This is a genomic window from Telluria sp. LT1R51-2 (assembly GCF_059685775.1).
Map to the genome: position 1 here is coordinate 1,257,162 of NZ_JCASIM010000001.1, position 17,149 is coordinate 1,274,310.

Annotated in this window: 14 protein-coding genes; 7 read left to right on the forward strand and 7 right to left on the reverse strand. The window is 65.2% G+C overall.

All coding sequences use genetic code 11. From position 1 onward, the window contains the following. Window positions 1-21: 21 nt before the first annotated feature. From AC56LH_RS05655 to AC56LH_RS05670, 4 genes are all read right to left on the reverse strand, one after another. Window positions 22-1,158, reverse strand: a complete 1,137-nt coding sequence (locus tag AC56LH_RS05655; protein ID WP_499644730.1) for a DegT/DnrJ/EryC1/StrS family aminotransferase — start codon at window positions 1,156-1,158, stop codon at window positions 22-24. Window positions 1,159-1,239: 81 nt separating this feature from the next. Continuing rightward, window positions 1,240-2,568, reverse strand: coding sequence for a nucleotide sugar dehydrogenase (locus AC56LH_RS05660; protein ID WP_499644732.1), 1,329 nt, complete (start codon window positions 2,566-2,568; stop codon window positions 1,240-1,242). A gap of 105 nt (window positions 2,569-2,673) precedes the next feature. Beyond that, entirely contained in the window at window positions 2,674-3,081 is a 408-nt protein-coding gene (locus AC56LH_RS05665) for a hypothetical protein (protein ID WP_499644734.1), read from the reverse strand. A gap of 439 nt (window positions 3,082-3,520) precedes the next feature. Then, complete coding sequence (locus tag AC56LH_RS05670; protein ID WP_499644736.1) at window positions 3,521-4,477, reverse strand: N-acetylmuramoyl-L-alanine amidase-like domain-containing protein; 957 nt, start codon at window positions 4,475-4,477, stop codon at window positions 3,521-3,523. A 237-nt stretch (window positions 4,478-4,714) separates the two neighbouring features. Here AC56LH_RS05670 and AC56LH_RS05675 point away from each other — a divergent pair, with 237 nt between their 5' ends. The 6 genes from AC56LH_RS05675 (at window position 4,715) to AC56LH_RS05700 (ending at window position 11,395) form a co-directional block, all read left to right on the forward strand. Continuing rightward, window positions 4,715-7,738: a TonB-dependent receptor gene (locus AC56LH_RS05675; protein ID WP_499644738.1), complete on the forward strand. Its 3,024-nt coding sequence runs from the start codon at window positions 4,715-4,717 to the stop codon at window positions 7,736-7,738. Window positions 7,739-8,145: 407 nt separating this feature from the next. Further along, window positions 8,146-8,322 carry a hypothetical protein gene (locus AC56LH_RS05680; protein ID WP_499644740.1) on the forward strand — a complete coding sequence of 59 codons (177 nt, stop codon included), beginning with the start codon at window positions 8,146-8,148 and terminating at the stop codon, window positions 8,320-8,322. Window positions 8,323-8,502: 180 nt separating this feature from the next. Then, window positions 8,503-8,880, forward strand: coding sequence for a LiaI-LiaF-like domain-containing protein (locus AC56LH_RS05685; RefSeq protein ID WP_343027230.1), 378 nt, complete (start codon window positions 8,503-8,505; stop codon window positions 8,878-8,880). Beyond that, the gene (locus AC56LH_RS05690) at window positions 8,870-9,595 is read left to right on the forward strand and encodes a LiaI-LiaF-like domain-containing protein (RefSeq protein WP_499644742.1); all 726 of its coding nucleotides are present in this window, start codon (window positions 8,870-8,872) and stop codon (window positions 9,593-9,595) included. The genes AC56LH_RS05685 and AC56LH_RS05690 overlap by 11 nt, the downstream gene beginning before the upstream one ends. Next, window positions 9,595-10,662, forward strand: a complete 1,068-nt coding sequence (locus tag AC56LH_RS05695) for a sensor histidine kinase (protein WP_499644744.1) — start codon at window positions 9,595-9,597, stop codon at window positions 10,660-10,662. The genes AC56LH_RS05690 and AC56LH_RS05695 overlap by 1 nt, the downstream gene beginning before the upstream one ends. 4 nt (window positions 10,663-10,666) lie before the next feature. After that, on the forward strand, window positions 10,667-11,395 hold the full coding sequence (locus tag AC56LH_RS05700; protein ID WP_499644746.1) for a LytR/AlgR family response regulator transcription factor: 729 nt from the start codon (window positions 10,667-10,669) through the stop codon (window positions 11,393-11,395). 4 nt (window positions 11,396-11,399) lie between these two features. Here the strand turns inward: AC56LH_RS05700 and AC56LH_RS05705 are convergent, their stop codons facing one another. From AC56LH_RS05705 to AC56LH_RS05715, 3 genes are all read right to left on the reverse strand, one after another. Next, window positions 11,400-13,685, reverse strand: a complete 2,286-nt coding sequence (locus AC56LH_RS05705) for a helicase C-terminal domain-containing protein (RefSeq protein WP_499644748.1) — start codon at window positions 13,683-13,685, stop codon at window positions 11,400-11,402. A gap of 1 nt (window position 13,686) precedes the next feature. Continuing rightward, window positions 13,687-15,354 carry a VRR-NUC domain-containing protein gene (locus tag AC56LH_RS05710; RefSeq protein ID WP_499644749.1) on the reverse strand — a complete coding sequence of 556 codons (1,668 nt, stop codon included), beginning with the start codon at window positions 15,352-15,354 and terminating at the stop codon, window positions 13,687-13,689. An 87-nt stretch (window positions 15,355-15,441) separates the two neighbouring features. Beyond that, window positions 15,442-16,170 (reverse strand): hypothetical protein, encoded by a 729-nt coding sequence (locus AC56LH_RS05715; RefSeq protein WP_499644750.1) that lies wholly within the window; start codon window positions 16,168-16,170, stop codon window positions 15,442-15,444. Window positions 16,171-16,230: 60 nt separating this feature from the next. Between AC56LH_RS05715 and AC56LH_RS05720 the strand changes: the two genes are divergently transcribed. Further along, window positions 16,231-17,070, forward strand: coding sequence for a M15 family metallopeptidase (locus AC56LH_RS05720; protein WP_499644752.1), 840 nt, complete (start codon window positions 16,231-16,233; stop codon window positions 17,068-17,070). Window positions 17,071-17,149: the final 79 nt, after the last annotated feature.

Here is a 17,149-nt window from a genome sequence, read left to right on the forward strand (position 1 = left end):
TCGGCCGTGCTTGCCAACGTTTTACCCCGGGAGTTCAACCGGCTCCACGCCTTGCAGCTGAAGCGGTCTGGTGGCATCGAGCAAGCGCTGTGCGACGTGACGGACCGCCGTCGCCGCCATATAGGATCCAATCGGCAAGCTCAGCACGGACGCAGCCATCGCGTCGGTGACGGGGCAAGACGCGCCGCCTGTCAGATGGATGTAGGCTGACTGGCGGTGCAACGGCACCGGGTAATGCACGACCGTCGGGATACCGGCTTGCTCCAGGATTGCGCGCACGCGCTCGCGGTCCTCGACCAGCACGGTGTACTGGGCATGGACGCTGGTCCGGTCGGGCCGGCCGCCAATGAGCGGCACATGCGGCTTGAGCATGTCGTCGTACGCGGCCGCGACCAGGCGGCGCTGCCTGATCTCCCAGTCGAAGCGTTCCAGCCTGGCCAGCACGATGGCGCATTGCAGTGTGTCCATGCGGGCGCCGGGGCCAAGGCGGACATGGACACCCGCGTGGCGACGCGCCCGGCCGTGCATGCGGATGTCGCGCATCGTCATCGCGAGCGCATGGTCGTTCGCCAACAGGGCGCCGCCATCGCCATAACAACCCAGCGGATGGCTCGGGAAAAAGCTGATGCAGCCGATCAGCGCCAGATTGCCGCTCTGGCGGCCGCGGTAGGTCGCGCCAAAACTCTGCGCACCGTTTTCGATCACGGCAAGGCCGTGGCGGGCGGCGACGCCGTTGATGGCGTCCATGTCGGACGGCTGGCCGTACAGAGAGACCGGGATGATGGCGCGCGTTGCCGGCGTGATCGCTGGTTCGATCAGGCCGGGATCGAGCGTGCAGGTGGCGCGCTCGATGTCGATGAACACCGGCCTGGCGCCGGTCAGCAGGATCGCCTCGGTCGTGGCGATGCCAGCGAACGGGGAGGTGATGACGTCGTCGCCGGGCCCGATGCCGACTGCCATCAGGGCGATTGCCAAAGCCGTGGTGCCGGACGATACAGTGATGCAATGGCGCGCGCCCGTGTAGCTGGCCAGGCGGTGCTCGAGCTCGGCCACTTCCGGGCCCATGACATAGTGGCCGTGATCGAGAACGGTCTGGATACGGCTGTTGATCAGCCTGCGCGACGCGTCGTATGACGATTGCAGGTCAGTAAATGTCATTCGATGTCCTCGTTCACCGATGTTGGGGTAGGCGGCCCTTGCGCAGCGGGTAGGCCACCAGCGCTGTGGTTGTCTCGCGGTTCAGGCCTGCACCACGTTGGGCGAGCGGTGCGGGAATACGCCGCGCGTGTCCACGATGAGGCTGGCGTTCTGATGCACGAGTTCGTAGTCGAACGCACTGTGGCCGGTCGCCAGCAACACCACGTCATAGGAGGCGAGCGACGATGGTGTGAGCTCGACACTGGCGAGGTCGAAATGGTGTTCGCGCATGCGCGGGAACACCGGCACATGGGGATCGGAATACGCAACCGTGGCGCCACGCGCGCGCAGCAGTTCCATCAGCGCCACCGACGGTGACTCGCGCATGTCGTCGACGTCCTTCTTGTAGGCGATCCCCAGCACAAGGATGCGGCTGCCCTTGACAGCGCGGCTGCGGCTGTTGAGCGCATCGACGACCTTGGCAATCACCCAGGCCGGCATGTCACTGTTGATTTCGCCAGCCAGCTCGATGAAGCGGGTGTGCAGGCCGAACTGCCGTGCTTTCCAGGTGAGATAGAACGGGTCGATCGGGATGCAGTGCCCGCCCAGGCCCGGGCCGGGATAATACGCCGTGAAGCCGAACGGCTTGGTGGCGGCGGCGCGGATGACTTCGTGGATATCGATGCCCATGCGGTCGGCGATGATCTTCATTTCGTTGACCAGCCCGATATTGACGGCGCGGTGAATGTTCTCGAGCAGCTTGGTCAGTTCGGCCGCGCGGGTCGAGCTGACCGGGACCACGGTATCGATCGCCTGCCGGTAAAGGGCCAGGCCTGCTTCGAGGCAGGCGTCGGTCGAGCCGCCGCAGATCTTGGGGATGGTGCGGGTGTGAAAGTCGGGGTTGCCGGGGTCTTCGCGTTCGGGCGAGAACACGAGAAAGACGTCGTGACCGACGCGCAGGCCGCGCGCTTCCAGACGGGGCCGCAATTCTTCTTCGGTGGTGCCGGGATACGTGGTGCTCTCGAGTGACAGCAATTGACCGGGCCGCATGTGGGGCAGCAGCGATTCGACGGTGCCGATCACGTACGACAGGTCGGGCTCGCGGTAGGCGGTGAGGGGCGTGGGGACACAGATGATCAACGCATCGGCTTCGACCACGCGTGAAAAATCGCTGGTGGCAGCCAGACCCGCCGCACGGGCCGCCGCGATCGTCGCCCCCTTGATATGCGCGATATAGCTCTCGCCGCGGTTGAGCTGGTCGACCTTGGCGGCGTCGATGTCGATTCCGAGGACATGGAAGCCTTCGGCCGCATAGCGCAGCGCGAGCGGCAGCCCGACGTAGCCAAGGCCGACGATGCCGATCACGGCGTGGCGCTCGCGCAGCCGGGTCAGCAGCTGTTCCAGGTGCACTGATTGGTTCTCGTCTCGCATGGTGTCCTCGACAGTGGTAGTGATCGTTACGGATGAGAGTGATGACAGCGACGCGTCAGGCCCGCGATCGTGCGGCGGCGCGCCGCTGCCGCTTTACTGACCGGATCATTGTGGGCAGGGCTGCGTCCACACAGGCACCACATCGCGGCCCTGGCCCGCCCGCGCGCGACACGACATGACACGAATGGGCGGCGAACGTGTCAATCGCCAGCGTGCGGCGCGCAAATACCTTGTTTCGGGAATGGCCGGGGTGGAACAAGCAAATAACAAATCGGAAGCGCATGGTAGGCCAATGGTTATCGGAGAATAGCGCTGGATGAATTGCAAGACGGCTTGGCGGTCAATGGCTTGCGGGAATGCAGCCAATTCCGCGGCGGTAGGCAGCAATTGATGTTTCGCGAGAATCAAGGAACTGCCGATACCAAATCGATGTGCTTGAAATAAATAGCTGCCGCAAAATATCGCGGCAAGTAACAACAACAGCACCAATGCAGCCGGGCCCATCACCATCATGAGGGCGGCGCTGGCCCTGCACGGTGCCGACTCGCTGTCCACAGAGGGCCGGCTTGCAGTGAGAACGCATTGGGTGGGCATGGCGACCGTTACCTGGTTAAACAAACGGGCTATTAGATTCGAAGAAATTTATTTGCAACATACCCGAATCACAGCAGGTTCAGCCTGTCGATTCGTGGATCGAATCACGCCAACATTGATTCCCGGTGATTCGCGAGTTGATTATCCGATCCTGCCTGCATGGCGGGATTGAGATCACTCAACCGCGCTCGGGGATATCGGCGACGATGGCGTCATTCAAACGGCTTGGCCAACCTGGAAATGAAAATGGAAATAGAATCAGGGAATTAAATTTCTAATTCCCTATTTCTTTATTGAAGATTCAAGCGGAGGCGGGTAACGTTCCCGGCCCGGCAAGCCGGGAACGCACTGCGGCGTACTACGCGCCCGGCCGGCCGGGGCGCGGCTGCGGCGCCATCGGCGGCACCGTGATCGTCTCGTTCAGGCGCAGGAACTTGAAGCCGGCCAGCATCTGGCCCGGCTTGCCGGCGCGTGCATTGTCCGCTTCGCGGCCGGCCACGCGGGCCATGTACGAAGCGAACGTTTCTTCGCGCACCTTGGGTGCCGACGAATGCAGGAAATGCCGCTCGCCATTCGGCCCCAGCACCACCAGGCCCACGTGCGACGCCCAGTATTCACCGTCGCGGGTCGAGATCACGTTGACGAAGTCGCCCTCTTGCAACTGATCGAGGATGGCCGCCACGCCGTCTTTCGGCACGTAGGTCTGGCGGCTTGTTTCGACGGGGATGTCGCGCACCGTGTTGTGGCGCGTGCGCAGGAAGCGGGCGCGGTCGACGCGCATGTCGTAGCCGGGGCCGTTCGGGCCGGCCAGGCTGGCGCTGATATCGGTGACCAGCCAGCGGTTGGCCACGTTCCAGTCGAGCTCGGTGTAATGGTTACGCGTGGCCACGCCGATCACGCCATCGCGGTAGCGGATCCGCTGCAGCATCCAGAAGAATTCTTCCCACGATTGCGACAGTGCCATCGCATAGGTGTGTTCCACAAAAACCACACAATCGCTTTGTTCGATGCTGTACATCGGCAGGCTGTCATGGATCTCGAACGGAAACTCGCCCAGCAGGTTCAGCGAATACGGCTGGCCGATGTTCTGGCGGCCGATCGCGGCGATGCGCTTGCGCAGGTCGGGCTGCGCGCCCTGCATGTGCGGGATGTACTGGCCGGCTTCGAACGGCGTCATCTTGTAGATCGGTTTGTCCAGCAGGGCGGCCATTGGCGTGGGTGGCGGTGGCGCACCCGGGATCGGCGGCGTGGCGGCGGGGGGACTGGCGCAGCCGGTCAGGACGGCGCTGGCAAGAAGCAGGCAGGCAAGGCGCATGGCGGTCATTTCGGGAGAAGGGAAAGTGTCACGCTAATCCGGTAAGCGCAATGGAGATAATGAATTCTGCGTAGTTGCCCATAACCAGAACGAGCCGTCGAAAACATGCATTCCTCCCAGTTATACGAAAGCAAACACAAGTGATTATTCATGATGGCAATCCATCATCAATACTCGCCACAAGCATTTAAAAATTTGCCTTACTTTACCAAGAATCGCACCCTTCCCAGGAGAGAGATGATGTTCAAGCAGAAGCCGCTTGCCGCGGCCGTATCGATGGCCGTCTGGAGCCTTGCCACGTTGCCGGTGCTGGCGCACGCGCAAGCGCAGGACCAGGAGGCCGCAGCCGCCGTGCCGATACAGACCGTGGAAGTGACGGGCATCCGCGCGTCGCTTGCCCGGTCGCTGGCGGTCAAGCGCGATGCGTCGGCCAACGTCGAGGTGATCACGGCCGAAGACGTCGGCAAGATGCCGGACAAGAACCTGGCCGATTCGCTGCAGCGCCTGGCCGGCGTGGCCGTGCGTACCGACTACGACGAGGCCGAGAAGGTCTCGATGCGCGGCACCAACCCGGACATGTCGCTGATCATCTTCAATGGCCACGCCGTCAGCAGCGCCGACTGGTACGTGGCCGACCAGGGCTCGAGCTCGCGCTCGACCAGCCTGTCCCTGATGCCATCGCACGTGCTGCAGCAGGCGGTCGTCTACAAGACGTCCCAGGCCAATATCGTCGATGGCGGCCTGGCCGGCACCATCAATGTCTCCACGCGTAAACCCTTGTCGGCCAAGGAGAACCTGTCGGGCGTGATCAGCGTCGGCGCCAGTTACGCCGACCTGCCGGGCCGCTACGCCCCGGACATGAACGGCTCGGTCAACTGGAAGAACGAGGCCGGCACCTTCGGCGTGCTGGCCGCGCTGTTTGCCGAAAAGCGCTACGTGCGGCGCGATTCGGTGTCGCGCTTCGCGTATGGCACCAACAGCGGCTGGGACGTGATCAACACCAGCACGATGAAAGGCATCACCGATGCATCGCTCGCCGGCACCGGCTACACGGCGGCAGACCTGAACGGCGTGCGCCTGCCGGGTTCGATGAGCTCGGAGTTCGTCGAATCGGTACGTGACCGCAAGGGCGGCATGCTGTCGCTGCAGTTCAAGCCGAACCGCGACCTTGACGTGACGCTCACGGGCTTTCATTCGTCGATGGATGCCGACAACCACGGCCGCCTGACATCGAGCGCCATCTACTCCATGCTGCTCGGGAAGAACGCGCCACTGGGCAGCACCGTCGCCAGCGCCGCCAACACCAGTTCGAACGGCCAGCAGGTATTTGCGCAGATCCGCAATCCGGTCATCGTCAACGAAACCACCGTCTACGGCAACCAGCTCAAGGTACTGAAGGCCGCCGACATCGTGTTCCCGAACGGGACCACGCCGCAGTACGTCGGCAACTCGGAAGGCTTCTACCGTGACGGCGCCAAGGCCGAGAGCTCGTTCCTCGACCTGGATGCCAAGTACCGCGTCAACGACGACCTGACGATCAAGACGCTGCTCTCGAGTACGCGCGGCGTGGGCACGACCGAACTCGATCAGGGCCTGACGCTGGCCCGCTACGGCACCGGTATCTCTTACGCGCTCGGCAGCCTGCATGACGCGCCGTTCGTGCAGTACCAGAACGCGGGCGGTAACCAGCCCGGCCTGAACGCCGATGGCAGCGGCTACACCATCGTCGACCGCGCCGCCTCGGGCGTACGCACCGTGGACAAGGAATGGAGCGCACAACTCGACGCCGAATACCGCGTCGACCGCGGCATCTTCCAGTCGCTGGAAAGCGGCGTGCGCTTCTCGGACCACAAGCGCACCAGTGCGCGCCGCGGCCCGGCCTTCCGCAACGGCATCACGCTCGATCCGGTCACGGGCCGCGTCACGTCCAATACGCCCACGCCAACCACTGGCTGGCAAGCGTTCCCGGGCGACTTCGGCAATGGCCTGGACGGTCCGGCCGGCTGGGACAACACCGGCTTCACGTACACGCCGGAAGCGATCAAGGACTACATCGCGGGCAATACCAAGGTCACGAGCGACGCGTTCGAGCGCCGCGTGAGTTCCGAGATCGACATGCAGGAACGCCAGAGCGCCGCCTACCTGATGGCCAACCTGGAACGCGATCGCTGGTCGGGTAACGTCGGCGTGCGTTTTTCGCGCACCGAAGTGAAAGCCAATATCGCCACGCCGATTCCCGCTGGCGCCTGCCAGCGCGTCGCGCCGGGCCAGGCGCCCGTGACCTGCGCCGCCTATCCGGGCGCGATCACCGATGCCGGCGACGCCACCGCTTTCTTCGATGGCACGCCGTTCAATCCACTGGCCGGTATCCTGTACTACAAGACGCCGACCAAGCGCACCTTCGACAACTGGCTGCCAAGCCTGAACGTGCGCTATGACATGGGCAACGACATGCTGGCGCGTTTTGGCGCGAGCCGCACGATCGGGCGTCAGAACTACAACCTGCTGGGCAGTGGTTTCGGCACGCCGGGTTGCGACGCCAACGGCTGCCGCGTGACGGGCCCGAATCCGGATCTCGAACCGCAGACGGCCGACAACGTCGACCTGTCGTGGTCGTGGTACTTCGCACCGCGCTCGATCATTGCGCTGAGCGTGTTCCATTCGTCGATCGACGGCTATCCGAGGACGGGCGCCGTGGGCAGCACCACGATCGATCTGCAGGATCCGCGCGACCAGACCGTCAAATCCTTCTTCATCAACACGGCCTCGCAGCAGGGCGCGAAGATCAACGGCATCGAGTTGCAGTACGAGCAGCCGTTCGGGCAGACCAACTTCGGCTTCACATCGAACGTCAGCCGCGCCAAGACGAAGGTCGATGATGGCCGGCCGATGGTGGGCGCATCCGAATGGACCGGCAACCTGGGCCTGTACTATGAAGACCGCAAGCTGTCGGCACGCCTGGTCGCAAACTACCGCGGCGAGTACGTCAACAGCACGACGGCGCCCGCGCCAACCGCCAACAGCCAGGGCCTGACCGTGATCAACGGCGTGGCGATGCCAACCGCGCCGACCTACGCCGATGCGGTGACGACGCTGGCGCTGTCGGCCAATTACTACTTCACCGACAACCTGGAGCTCGCATTCAGCGCGACCAACCTGACCAACGCCAAACGCGCGCAATATCGCTACAGCGAAGAAGAGCAGCAAAAGCTCGACGTCAGTGGTCGCCAGTATTATCTGAACCTGCGCTACAAGTTCTGATCTCGGCATACTGCAAAAGAGGAGGGGGCTGCGGCCCCCTTTTTACGGTGGTATATCTAGCTCAGCCGTATTGACGCCCAAAGTGTGCGGCATCTAACGGTGAATCTTGGATGCAGCCATTAAGATGCTCCTGTCTGAGTGAGGAACGCGCGAAGTAATTCGCAGCCATCCGACACCTCAACAGGTTAGCCGGTCGCCTCGAGGATCGGCACCAATTTCTACACCGGTGTTGGCCATGTGTCAGCCCCGGAGAGCAGGTAAGAGCAGGTAAGCGCAGGGTGCCGTGTACGATGTCAAAACTCGGCCCGCAGACGTCACTGGCGCCTGACCCGCGCCTGGCCTTTGCGTATGTTTTCGCGTCGACGTCCTGACAAGGACGCGGCGCATAGTTCAACCAAGGAGACCACATGACCAAAAGAATCGGAAGCAAGCATATCGCTCAACATCGCGGCAAGGCAGAACGCCTCGACATCAAGCGCACCAACATCGCACGCGAAGCCGTGCGCCAGGCAGAAGCCCGCGCCAAGTACCGCAACGTGCCAAAAGGCCTGGTCAAGCGCCAGGAAGCCGCCAGCGCAGCCTGATCGCGCGTTGGCTGCATAAAGAACCCGCCCTCACGGCGGGTTTTTTTTCGCCTGTACCTTTGGCGCGGACGTCGATTCGCCGTTCGCCGGTAAGGATTCGTCATTCGCCGAAAACCACTTCCGCCAACGTGCCCACCCTTGTTATCGTGATCCCTATTCGATCACAGGGAGGTCCGCATCATGCAATCCGAAGAATCCTATCGCTGGCGCAAGCAAATCGTCTGGGGCTTGCTGCTCATCGTCGTCGGCGCCGTCGTGCTGCTCGATCGCCTGTACTACATCAACGCCGAAGATTACTGGCACTACGCGCCGCTGCTGCTGGTCGCCGTCGGTATCAGCCAGACCATCGGCTACCCGAGTCCCAAGGAATTCGGCAACGGCCTGTGGACGGTGTTTACCGGCCTGTGGCTGTTTGCGGTGCTCGAGAATGCGTTCGGCCTGACGTTCCGTAACAGCTGGCCGCTGTTCATCCTGATGTGGGGGATCAAGCTGGTGCTCGATCCGTTCATTGCCCGCCGTTTCCTGAATAACCAAAAGGTGAGCCGCCATGAAAAATGATCGCCTGCCCAGGGGCGTGACGGGCCAGGTCGTGCTTGGCGTGCTGGTCATCGGCATGGGCTTCTTGTTCCTGCTCGATAACCTCGGCCTGATCGACATGCACCGCGTGGTCTCGTTCTGGCCGCTGCTGTTCGTGTTCGTCGGTACGGTCAAGCTGTGCGACACGCGCAGCCAGGGTGGCACGCTGCTCGGCGCGGCGCTGGTCGGGGTGGGCATCCTGATGATGCTCGACCGGCTCGACATCATTGACTTCAGTGTGCGCACCTTGTGGCCACTGATCCTGATTGGCCTGGGCGGTTTTCTCGTTGCCAAGGCGTTGCGCAGCCGCGGCATGCCGGGCAGCGTTGCCACCAGCCAGGGCGCCGGCATGCTCGACGACACGGGTAGCGGCGACGTGGTCGACATCACGGCGATCCTTGGCGGCTACGAGCGCCGCGTGACCACGCAGGATTTTCGCGGCGGTGAAATCACGGCGGTCATGGGCGGGTGCGAGCTCGATATGCGCGGCGCCTCGATCCGTGGCGAAGCGGTGATCAACGTGTTCGCGTTCTGGGGCGGCGTGACCATCAAGTGTCCGCCCGACTGGACCGTGATCCTGCTTGGCACGCCGATCCTGGGCGGCTTTGAAGAAAAGACCGTCGTACCACCGGATGGCAGCAAGCGCCTGGTCATTCGCGGCTACGCCATCATGGGCGGTGTGGAAATCCGCAACTGATGGGCCGGATGTTCTGGGCCGGGCGCAGCGCCGCACTGTACCTGGCGGCCTGGCTGATGCTGGGACTGATGCTCGCGGGTTTGCTGAACGCGGCCACCGGCGCCCGGATGCCGGCCAGCCTGCTGTTCGCGCTGCCGCTGATGCTGGTGTATGCAAGCGTGTGCGGCTTTTCAAGTTACTACCTGTGCCGCGCCTATCCGCTGGCCACCAAATCGCTGCGCTCGGTGCTGGTCGTGTTCTTTGTCACGGCCGCCAGCGCGGCCTTGCTGTGGTGCGCGGCGGCGCTGGCGTGGGCGGCACTGTGGCGCTGGCTGGCGCCGTCGATGGGCGGCGTGCTGCTCTCGCCACCCGTCGCCGCCGTGATGTTCGGTGTCGGCGTGCTGCTGTACGGGATGACGGCATGCGCGCATTATCTGGCGCTGGAGTTCGAACGCGCGCGCCGGCTGGAAACGCGTGAGCTCGAACTGAAGCTGCTGGCGCAGGACGCCGAACTGCGCATGCTGCGCACGCAGATCGACCCGCACTTTTTATTCAACAGCCTCAATTCGATCAGCGCGCTCACCAGCATCGATGCCGAGGCCGCGCGTGACATGACCTTGCAGCTGGCCGGCTTCTTTCGCCACACGCTGGGACTCGAGGCGCACCGCAAGGTCCTGCTGTCCGACGAAGTCGACCTGACGCGGCGCTTCCTGGCGATCGAGCAGGTGCGCTTCGGGCCGCGCCTGGTGTTTGCGTGCGAGATGGCGGATGACGCGGCGCGCTGCCTGCTGCCGCCGATGATCCTGCAGCCGCTGGTGGAGAACGCGGTCAAGCACGGCATTGGCCAGCTGCCGCAGGGCGGCGTGGTGCGCGTGCAGGCGGTGCGCGCCGGCTCGCAGCTGAAGCTGCGGGTCGAGAACGATGTCGATCCGGACGGCGGGCCGGCAAGCAAGGGTAGTGGCGTCGGCCTGGCGAACGTGCGCCAGCGCCTGAACACCGCGTATGGCATCGACGCGAGCGTGCACGCAACACGCGCCGGCGCGATTTTTCGGGTGGACCTGATCCTGCCCGCAGACATGGGAGAGTGAACGCATGCGGGTTCTGATCGTGGACGATGAACACCTGGCGCGCGCGGTGCTGCGCGAATACCTGACGACGCACGCCGACGTCGAGATCGTCGGCGAATGCGCCAACGGTTTCGAGGCGGTCAAGGCGATTGCGGAGCTGGATCCCGAGCTGGTCTTTCTGGATATCCAGATGCCGAAACTCGACGGCTTCGAGGTGGTCGAACTGGCCGGGAGCAAGCCGCACTACATCTTCGCCACCGCCTACGATCAGTTCGCGCTGCGCGCGTTCGAGGTGCATGCGATCGACTATCTGCTCAAGCCGTTTTCACGCGCGCGCCTTGGCGAAGCGCTGGCGCAGGCGCGCCTGCGAAACGCCCGGCCGGCGCAGATCGAGGCCGTGGTCAAGGAAGCAGCGGCGCGCCACACGCCCATCGAGCGCATCCTGATCCGCGACGGCGCGCGCGTGCACGTGGTGCCAACAGCGAGCGTGGATTACATCGAGGCGCAGGACGATTATGTGGCCGTCTGCGCGGACGGCAGGCAGTACCTCAAGCTTGGCAGCCTGGCCGAACTCGAGGCGCAGCTCGACCCCGCCATCTTCGTGCGCATCCACCGCTCGCACATCGTCAACCTTGGCGCGATCGCGCGCATCGAACCGGTCAGCAAGGACAATCACTGCGCCGTGCTGAAAAGCGGGGTGAAGCTGCCCATCAGCCGCAGCGGCTACCAGCGCATCCGCGGGCTGCTGGCGTAATCGCTCAGCGCGAATTGTGCGCGCCGAGTTCCCACCAGGCCGGCATCAGCGCGCGGATGCCCGGCTGGGCGAAGCGGTCGTCGATCAGCCACACCACGCCGCGATCCTGCTCGGTGCGGATTACGCGGCCGGCCGCCTGCACCACTTTCTGGATGCCCGGGTACAGATACGTGTAGTCATAGCCGGCGCCAAACAACGTCTGCATCCGCTCGCGCAGTTGTTCGTTGACGGGATTGACCTGTGGAAGGCCGAGCGTGGCGACAAACGCGCCGATCAGGCGCTCGCCCGGCAGGTCGACGCCTTCGCCGAATGCACCGCCCAGCACCGCAAAGCCGACGCCCGCGCCGCCGATGGCGAAGCGGTCGATGAAGCCCTGGCGGGCGGTCTCGCTCATGCGGCGTTCCTGGCGCCAGGCCGTCACGCCCGGATCCAGCTTCGCCAGCGCGCCCGCCACCTGGTCCATGTAGTCGAAGCTGCTGAAAAACGCCAGGTAGTTGCCGGGCCGTTCGTGGAACTGGCGGGCGATCAGTTCGGCGATCGGCTGGACCGACGCGGCGCGCGCCTGGTAGCGGGTCGAAATGCCTTTGGCCACATGCACGTCGAGCTGGCTGGCCGTGAACGGCGAATCGACCTCGACCCAGGCCGTGTCGGCCGGCAGGCCAAGCGTATCGGTGCAGTACTGCCAGGTGCCGAGCGTGCCGGAGAACAGCGTGCTTGAATGCGACGCGGCAAAACGCGGGCCGAGGAATGGCGCCGGCACCACGTTGCGGATGCAGATGGTCGAATCGCGCAAGGTCGGGCGGTCGGCGTCGCGCGACAGGTCCACCAGCGAGTGCGGGCCGAACGACTCGGCCAGGCGCGCAAACTGCAGCGCGTCGAAGTGGAAGCGCTGCAGGTCAGGGTCGAGCGGACCGGGGAAGGCGGCCAGGTGTTCGTTGATGGTGCTGGACGCGTCCTGCAGTGCATCGACCAGTTTTGCCGGCATCGACTCGAGCAACTGGTACGGCGCGGGCGCGCCCTTGTCGACATTGGTCCAGGCGCGCCCGACGCGCTCGAGCGCTTTCTTGACCGCCGGTGGCGCGACGGCGCGCGCGGCGCGCAGCAGCTCGCGGTCGATCTCGGCGCTGTACATCGAGCGCGCGCGGTTGACAAGGTTGTGGGCTTCGTCGACCAGGACGCTGGCCTTCCAGCCATTGGCCTGCGCCAGCGCGTACAGCATCGCGCCGCCGTCAAAGTAATAGTTGTAGTCGCCAACGATCATGTCGACCCAGCGCGTCATCTCGCTGCCCAGGTAGTACGGGCACACGTCGTGTTCGAGGGCGACCGTGCGCAGCGCCTCGCGGTCCAGCACCAGCACCTCGGCCGCAGCGGCGCGCGCGGCCGGCAGGCGGTCGTAGAAGCCGCGCGCCAGCGGGCACGCCTCGCCATGGCACGCTTTATCGGGATGCTCGCAGGCCTTGTCGCGCGCGGTCAGTTCCAGCACACGCAGTGGTGTAGCCGTGGCGCTGCATAGTTTGGCCGCGCCATCGAGCGCCAGGCGCCGGCCCGGCGTCTTCGCGGCCAGGAAGAACACCTTGTCGATGCCTTGCTGCGGCATGGCTTTGAGCGTCGGGAACAGGCTGCCGACCGTCTTGCCGATGCCGGTTGGCGCTTGCGCGAGCAGGCAGCGCCCGCTGGTGTTGGCGCGGTAGATGCTCTCGGCCAGGTGGCGCTGGCCCGGACGGAAGTCGGCATGCGGAAAGCGCAGGTGCGTCAGCGCGTCATTGCGCGCGGCGCGGTGTGCGCTTTCCTGCGCGGCCCAGCTGGAGAAGCGTTCGCACAGGCCCGCAAAATGGGTCTGCAGCCACGCGCGGTCACGCTGCTCGCGCAGCACGGTTTCGACGCCGCTGCCGATGTCGTAATAGACGAGGGCCAGGTTGACCGCGTCCAGGCCGCGCTCCTGGCACAGCAAATGGCCATACACGCGCACCTGCGCCCAGTGCAGGTGGCGGTGGTTGTCGGGGATGGACTCGGGGCGACCGCGGTGCGTCTTGATCTCTTCGATCAGGTTTTCGTTTTCGTCGTAGCCGTCCGCGCGGCCGCGTACGCGCAAGCCGTTCCATTCGCCGGACAGCGGCAGCTCGGCGCGGTAGCCATCGCCCCGGCGCGCGGCGACGACGGCGTGGCCGGCGATGCCTTCCTGCGCGCTGGGCGAGGGCGTGAAGCGCAGGTCAAGGTCACCCGCCTTGGCGGTGAACTCGCACAGTGCGCGCACGGCGATCGTGTAGACGGGTTGCGTGGCGCCGGTCAAATCAGGCCGCCATCCCGGGCGCCATCCCGGGCGCCAGATCCCAGACCAGGTAGCACACCGCCACCGGCATCGCGTGCGCGGCGCAGTACTCGATCCAGCGCTGCTGGTTGTCCTGCAGGCGGTCGCCCGGGCCCTTCACTTCGATCATCGTGTAGCGGTTTTCGAGGGGGAAGAACTGGATCAGGTCGGGAAAGCCCGTGCGGTTTTCGCGCACGTCGGCCAGGATCCGCTCGCACCACTTGCGCAGGTGCGCGGCCGGGATGCAGTCCAGCGCCAGTTCGACCAGCTCGAGGCTGATGCCGTCCCAGTGCACGAACGGGGACTGCAGGCCGGCCTTGTCGCGGTAGGTCGCGCGGATGGTGTCGCGGTAGGCGCCGGACTCGAGTTCGTCGAAGCACGCGGAAAATTCGGCCAGGCGGCGCGCGTAGAAGTCGGCGCTGTACAGATCGGCCGGCCCGCGGTGGAACGGGTGGAAGAAGGCGCCGGGGATGGCGGCAAAAATGGCGCGCCAGCACAGCAGGCCAAACAGCGTATTGGCCAGTGCGTTTTCGACGTAGAACACGGGCGCCTGTTCTTGTGCAAGATGGTCGCGCACCGCGCCCTCGACCCAGCGCTCGCCGTTCGGCGGCGCCAGGCACAGGTCGATGCGCTGCACCTCGGTCTTCGGTGGTCGCCCAAGGCGCGCGTGGCCCAGGCGGCGCGCCAGGCGCGGCGCGATGCGGGCCAGGTGCTGGCGCTCGGCGTCGTTCTCGGGGGTAGTCTGGGCTTCGGTCAGCAGGGCCCAGGCGTCGTCGAAGCGCTCGTGTTTTTCAAGGACGCGGATGGCGCGGCCCCGCGCGCCGGGGTAGCGGCACCGTGCGTAGGCGGCAAAAGCGCCATCCCAGTCCTTCTGCTTTTCGTAGTGCTGGCCGATCTGGAACACGAGCTTTTCGCGCCGGCTGGCCAGCCAGTCGTTGTCGAATGCATGTTCGGGCAGGTCGCGCACGACATCTTCAACCGCCTCACCGGCGGCGAAGCGCTCGCGGCATGCGTGCAGCAGGATGTAATGGTCGATGTCGGCGCGCTGGCGAAACCCGCGCGAGGCCGGCGAGATGTCGACCTGCTCGTAGCGGAACAGGCCCAGGTCGGACAGCACGAAGTCGGTCCAGCCCTGGCGCAGGTTGCCAAAGAAAACCAGGCGCAGGCGGTCGCACAGGGGCTTGACGTGGATGCGCCAGGCCACGTCGGCGCAGTCGCCGTACCAGCCGGAAAAACGGCGGGGATCGGCGCAGTCGGCCCGCAAGGCCTCGAGCAGGTCGCCCTTGCGCGCGCTTTTCTGGCGCAGGTGCGGGAAGGCCTCGGCAACTTCGGGCTTGGACAGCAGGTCGAACAGTTCGTCGAGCGAGAGTTCGGGATCGGCTTCGATCCAGCCGGTGCCCAGCAGGTGGCCAGCCGCCTCGACGGGGCAGCCGATCTCGGCGTAACGGAGTTTACTGGCGCGAAACAGCGTGCCTTTTCGCATGACCATGCGCACGAACAGCGCGCGCGCCGCATGTGGCAGCGCAGGGAAGGCGGCCAGGAACGCGTGCTCCTGCGCGTCGAGCAGGTCGGCATAGCGTTCGCCGATCCAGTCGAGAACGCGCTGAAAGTTGTCCAGATAATAAAACTCGTTTTCCAACAACCTGATCATGACCACCCGCGTTACTGTTCTTATGTACAGTATAAGCCCGGGTGGACAGGGAATCCAGCAGTTTCGGCGCGATCGTCTGGCGCGGTGTTAGCGCGTTGGCCGTGGACGACAGGCGTCGCCGGCGCAGCGATCCGGGTTCATCTCCGGGTCGGGCAGGGCGTGGCCATTGGCGTGATAGATGACGGCCGAGATCAGCGCGACATCGCTGTCGGGCGTCTCGGGGATGCGCGCCGGCGCGGCATATTTTGCTGACCGGGCTGCCTGGCGCGGCACGGGAACGCGCGTGCGCGCCGGAACCGGGACGGGCGCCGCGACCCGCGCCGTGGCCGTGCTGCGCTCCGCTGCAGCAAGCATGCGCGTTGGCTTGACTGGCGCCCGCGTCACGGCCGCCGGTTTCAACAGGCGCAGCGGTGGCACCGGATCGGGCGTCAGGTCCGCCGTGGCGAGCACGGTCGGAACGGGGACGGGCGGCGCCGCATCGACGATCTTGGCCGATGCTGCCAGCGCAACGGGTTCTTCGGTCGCCGCCATGCTGCGCGCAAGGTGACCCGCGTGGGCGACCTCGACCCTGGGCAATCCCTCCTGGCCCGCCGCCAGCCAGGCCAGCGTGCAGGTCAATGCCAGCGCGACGACGACGGCGCCGCCATACCAGGCCAGCCGGATGCCGCTGCCGCCCGCTGCAGCGCGGCGCGCCGGCTCACGTTCGAGCTTGGCGAGGATGCTGTCTTCGTTGCCGCCATGCCGCGTCGACGACATCAGATCGGGCCGCAGGTGCGGGTGCGTGGGGTTCGCTTGATTTTCGTCGGGTGGACGCACGGCAGCACTCCTAAGATGGGATTTTTCTTGTTCCGATTAGAAACAATCCCGGAGGTACCGATGCTGATTTTTATCGCGCTTCTGTACGTTTGTGGCGCATCCGGCCTGATCTGGCTCGCTGTGTTCCCGGCCGGTCGCGCGCTGGCAACGCGCAGCATCGGCAGCCTGCGCGCGCTGGCGCGGCGTGCCGGCGCCTGGCGTCACGCGGGCGGGCTGGCCCTGGATGCCGTGCGCAACAACGCCGCGCTCAGCGTCCGCGCGCGCATCGTGCGCACTGTGCTCCAGCATCGGGTGCTGCTGGCCATTGGCGCGCCGGTGATCCTGATTCCGTCGCTGCTTGCGCTGGCACTGAGCAACCCCGCCATGCTGCCCGTGTACGAAGGCAGCGCCGCCATGCCGGACGAGCAGGTGGCAGCGCTCTTGGCCGGTGAACAACTGGCGCCCCCCGTGGCGCTGCCACCCGACGTGTTTACCACCGCCGAAGTCGAACTGGTGCGGCCGATGCTGGTGGGCGCCAGCCGCAACTGGGGCCTGCTGCATCCCGATTTCAGTGCGCGGCTGCTGTTGGCATTCAAGATCATGAAAGAGCAGCACGGTTACGAGATGGCGCTGCTCGAAGGCTACCGCAGCCCGGCGCGCCAGGATGCACTGGCCGCCAGTGGCAGCAACGTCACCAATGCGCGCGCATTCCAGAGCTGGCACCAGTACGGCCTGGCCGGCGACTGCGCGTTCCTGCGCGACGGCAAGCTGGTGATTTCTGAAAAAGACCCGTGGGCGATGCGCGGCTACCAGGTCTACGGGCAGGTGGCCGAGTCGCTGGGGCTGACCTGGGGCGGGCGCTGGAAAATGATGGATTTTGGCCACACCGAGCTGCGCCTGCGCGGGGTGATGCGGCGGTGATGCAGCGGCGATGCAGTGATGACTGAGCGTTCCCCCAAGTCCGCCGTGTTGCGCCCGCTCAAGCGACGCCTTCGATGCG